The organism is Acidobacteriota bacterium, assembly GCA_003696075.1.
Classification (GTDB): domain Bacteria; phylum Acidobacteriota; class Polarisedimenticolia; order J045; family J045; genus J045.
Genome location: RFHH01000030.1, coordinates 1 through 3,419 on the forward strand (window position 1 = coordinate 1; position 3,419 = coordinate 3,419).

The window sequence follows — 3,419 nt, forward strand, 5'->3', positions numbered from 1 at the left end:
CCGCCCGGCCGGCCCCGGCGCCGCGCCTGCGCGGCGGTTACCGCTTGATCGTCAGAGCCTCCTGGATCACCCGGTCGGCGGTGGTCACGGTCCGGGCGTTCGCCTGGTAGCCTCGCTCGGCGAGGATCATGTTCGTGAACTGTTCGGTCATGTCGACGTTGGACAGCTCGAGCGCCTTCGAGACGACGGCGCCTCGCGCCCCGCTGCCGGGCGTGCCGATAGCGGGAGGTCCCGACCCCGGCGACTCCACGTAGACGTTGTCGCCGGTCCGGAACAGTCCGCCGGGGTTGTTGAAGGTCGCGATCGCGAGCTGGGCGAGCTCGATGGCCTGCCCGTTGCTGAAGACTCCGCTGATGACTCCCTCCCCGTCGATGATCAGATTCTGGATGCGGCCCGTGGCATAGCCGTCCTGATACACGTTGTCCACCGAGGAGGAACCGACGTAGCTCGTGAGAACGGGCTCACCGTCAGGGTCGAGGATGACCCAAGTGATCTCCTGGGCCGACGCTCCGTTCGCGAAGGCCGGCGTGGAGAGCGTGATATCCGCCGGGTTGATCAGCTGGCCCGCCGAGTCGAACTTCATCGTTCCGGAACCGATCTCGTAGTAATCGGGGTCACCCGGGTTGGTCGCGACCGCGAGTTCCTCGCGCGGTAGCCGCGCCGACCAGTTCCACTGGTCGAGTTTTCCGTCCCCGTCGGTGTCGACCGGAGTGAACACCAGGCTGAGCTGGTGATCGCCGCCCAGCGAGTCGTAGATCTCGATCGAGGTGGCGAAAACTTCGGCCGTCTGCGTACCGCCCGTGGCGGTCGTATCGACCTGGGCCTCGGCGTCGAGGTTGATGTCGGCCCGGATGCGTGAGGTCACCTTCGGCGGCGAGACCATCCCGGCCGGAATCTGGATCGGGTTCAGCGATCCGGAGGGAATGATCTTCCCCGAGGCGTCCTTGGAGGTGAAGCCAAGGACGCGGAGGCCGCTCTGGGAAACGAGATATCCCTCGGCGTCGAAAGAGAAGTTCCCGGCACGGGTGAACCCCTGGCCGCCCTGAGCGTCTCCGAGAACGAAGAACCCGCGTCCCTGGATCGCCACGTCGGTCGAGACCTCGGTGGTCTGCAGCGATCCCTGCGTGAAGAGCTGTTGCACCGCCGACAGGTTCGACCCGAGTCCCGTCTGCAGCGATGCGCCGGCTCGGTTCACGGAAATCCCTCCCGACGCGAAGACGTCGGAGAAGCTGGTCCGCGACGCCTTGAAGCCGACGGTGTTCACGTTGGCAAGGTTGTGGCCGATGGTGCTCAGGGCGGTCGAGTGCGTCTTGAGCCCCGTCAGCCCGATGAACAGTGCCGATCCACCCATGTTTCCTCCCGTGTCTAGCTCCGTTTCGGTCCCTGGCGGCTCACCGCCTTCACGCACCGGCCGGGACGTCCGGCCGCCGGATCTCCAGGATCTTGTCGAACGGGATGACCCTCAGACCGCTCACCAGCGAAAGCCCTCCCTCGCCGACGTGGATGCCTTCCACGGGAAGCATCAGGAAACCGTGGAGGCTCCGCTCGGTGCCGTCAGCGGACTTCGCCGCGACGCGGAACCGGTAGGTTCCGGAAGGCAGCTCGCGCCCGCTCTCGTCGAGGCCGTCCCAGTCGACGGTGTGGCGGCCCGGCTCGAGAGCATCCATTTCGATCGTGCGGACCAGGTCGCCCGAGGCGTCGTAGATCTCGACTCGGACCGAGCTGGCGGCGTCGACGAGATCGAAAGCGAGCCGGTCCGCCCCAGCGGGCGAAAGATCGAGCTCGCCGCCGCTGTCGACGAGCACGTCCCGGCCGATCAGGTTCAGCGCCTGGCTGTTCACGAGCTGGGATTGCCCCTCCAGCACGCTGTCCATGCGAGTGTTGAGGTCCATCAGCTGTTCGAGGCTGGAGAAGTTCGCCAGTTGGGCGACGAACTGAGTGTCTTCCATCGGCTCGAGCGGATTCTGGTTCTCGAGCTGGGTGACGAGCAGCCGCAGGAAATCGTCGCGTCCGAGCTCGGGCGGCTCGGTGACGAAGAGGTTCTCCGGCTCGACGCGCCGGTAGACCTTCGGATCGAGCGCCGGCTCGCTGGCGGGAATCGTCTGGTTGGCGACTGGCTGCATCCTTACTCCCTCCGTCTTCAAGCGAGAACGTCGAGCACGCCCGACGCGAGGGACGGGCGCGCGCGGCCGCGGGCGGGTGCGCCGACCCCGGCCGCCGCCTCGGGGGCGGTCCCGCCGCCCCTTCCGGACCGCCGCTCTGCAGGCGCTCCCTGCCGGTCCTCCTGTCCCCCGCCCGCCGCGTCTCCGCCCGGGAGCGCCACCTCGAGCCGGACGGGAAGCGGCTGCCGGCCGAGCGCCTGTTCCAACGCGTGGGCGTCGCGCGCCAGCCACGCGGCAACGTCGCCGCGCTCGGCGCTGAGACGCACCCTCAGCCGGCCGCGCTCCTGGACGAACCGGACGTAGACCTTTCCGAGTTCGGGGGGATCGAGGGCAAGGGTGACCGAACGGCCGGCCGGGAGCGAGGCCAGCCGCGCCGCCACCTGCTCGACCACGGCCGCCTGGACGGAGCCTCCGGGCGAGGCGGGCCCGTGGGCAGGAGGGGACGCGGCCGCACCGGCTGCGGGGGCCGTGCCGGAGGCGGCCGGCGGTGCAGAGGTCGGCGCGGGGGCCTGGATTCGCGCGGAGCCCGAGGCGGCGCTGGGAACGTGCGGGGCGTCGTTGTCCGCGCGAATCGCTGCCCGCGGCCGAACCGGCACCTCCTGCCGCGTTCCGGCATGACCCTCGGCGGCCTCGGCCGCCGCCCGAGCGGCGCCTCCGGACGGTTCCGGGACTCCGGCCCGATGGGCGCCGGAGCGCTCGGGCCCGTGCGCTCGGTGCGCGTGCGCGTCGGCCGGCCGGCGGACGGCCCCGCGCTCTCGGCGGAGGGGAAGCACCCTCGGGCCGCGCCCCTCGGCCCTTCCGCGCCGGCCGGCCGCAGCGAGGGCGACGCGTTTCGGGGCAGCCTCCCGGTGTCCTTGCGGCGCTTCGCCTTCCGCCCGACGGGGCTTTCCCGGAGGCTCCGGGGCGGGAGCGGTCCGGACCCGCGGTGGGTCTTCGGGATGGCCGGGCTGCGGTTCGCGAGCGGGCCCTCCGGAAGGAGCGGGCGGGGCGGGCTCTGCCCGACCGGACCGCGACAGAGACGAGCCTCCCCGCGCCTCGCCGGGGGCCGACTCCGCGCCCCGCTCAGGGTGGAAAGGCGTCCGAATCCCCTCCTCTTCAACGGAACCGGGGGACTCCGCCTTCGGGCCCGATCGGCCGGAGGAAGCGGTTCCTCCGGCCCCGTCCCATCCGGAACGCGGAAGGACGGAGGCGCCCCGTGCCTCGCCGGGGGTCGTCGCCTCCGCGCCCCTCTCCGGGCCGGCGGGCATCCGGATTCCC

General features: G+C 71.0%; 4 protein-coding genes. 1 reads left to right on the top strand and 3 read right to left on the bottom strand.

Going from position 1 to position 3,419, the window contains the following annotated elements:
• Nucleotides 1-37: 37 nt before the first annotated feature.
• Genes D6718_01975 through D6718_01985 form a run of 3 tightly spaced genes read right to left on the bottom strand, consistent with a single transcriptional unit; the run spans nucleotide 38 to nucleotide 2,935 of the window.
• Nucleotides 38-1,351: a flagellar hook protein FlgE gene (locus tag D6718_01975; protein RMG48358.1), complete on the bottom strand. Its 1,314-nt coding sequence runs from the start codon at nucleotides 1,349-1,351 to the stop codon at nucleotides 38-40.
• 49 nt (nucleotides 1,352-1,400) lie between these two features.
• Nucleotides 1,401-2,123: a hypothetical protein gene (locus tag D6718_01980; protein RMG48359.1), complete on the bottom strand. Its 723-nt coding sequence runs from the start codon at nucleotides 2,121-2,123 to the stop codon at nucleotides 1,401-1,403.
• A 17-nt stretch (nucleotides 2,124-2,140) separates the two neighbouring features.
• Nucleotides 2,141-2,935 (bottom strand): flagellar hook-length control protein FliK, encoded by a 795-nt coding sequence (locus D6718_01985; GenBank protein ID RMG48360.1) that lies wholly within the window; start codon nucleotides 2,933-2,935, stop codon nucleotides 2,141-2,143.
• On the opposite strand from D6718_01985, the gene D6718_01990 reads away from it, so the two are divergent.
• Nucleotides 2,867-3,419 (top strand): hypothetical protein (locus D6718_01990; GenBank protein ID RMG48361.1); only part of this gene is annotated, 553 nt, incomplete at its 3' end. The genes D6718_01985 and D6718_01990 overlap by 69 nt on opposite strands.

Coding starts and splice junctions, on each gene's coding strand:
- D6718_01975 (RMG48358.1), bottom strand. CDS start 1,351: ATGGGTGGATCGGCACTGTTCATCGGGCTGACGGGGCTCAAGACGCAC.
- D6718_01980 (RMG48359.1), bottom strand. CDS start 2,123: ATGCAGCCAGTCGCCAACCAGACGATTCCCGCCAGCGAGCCGGCGCTC.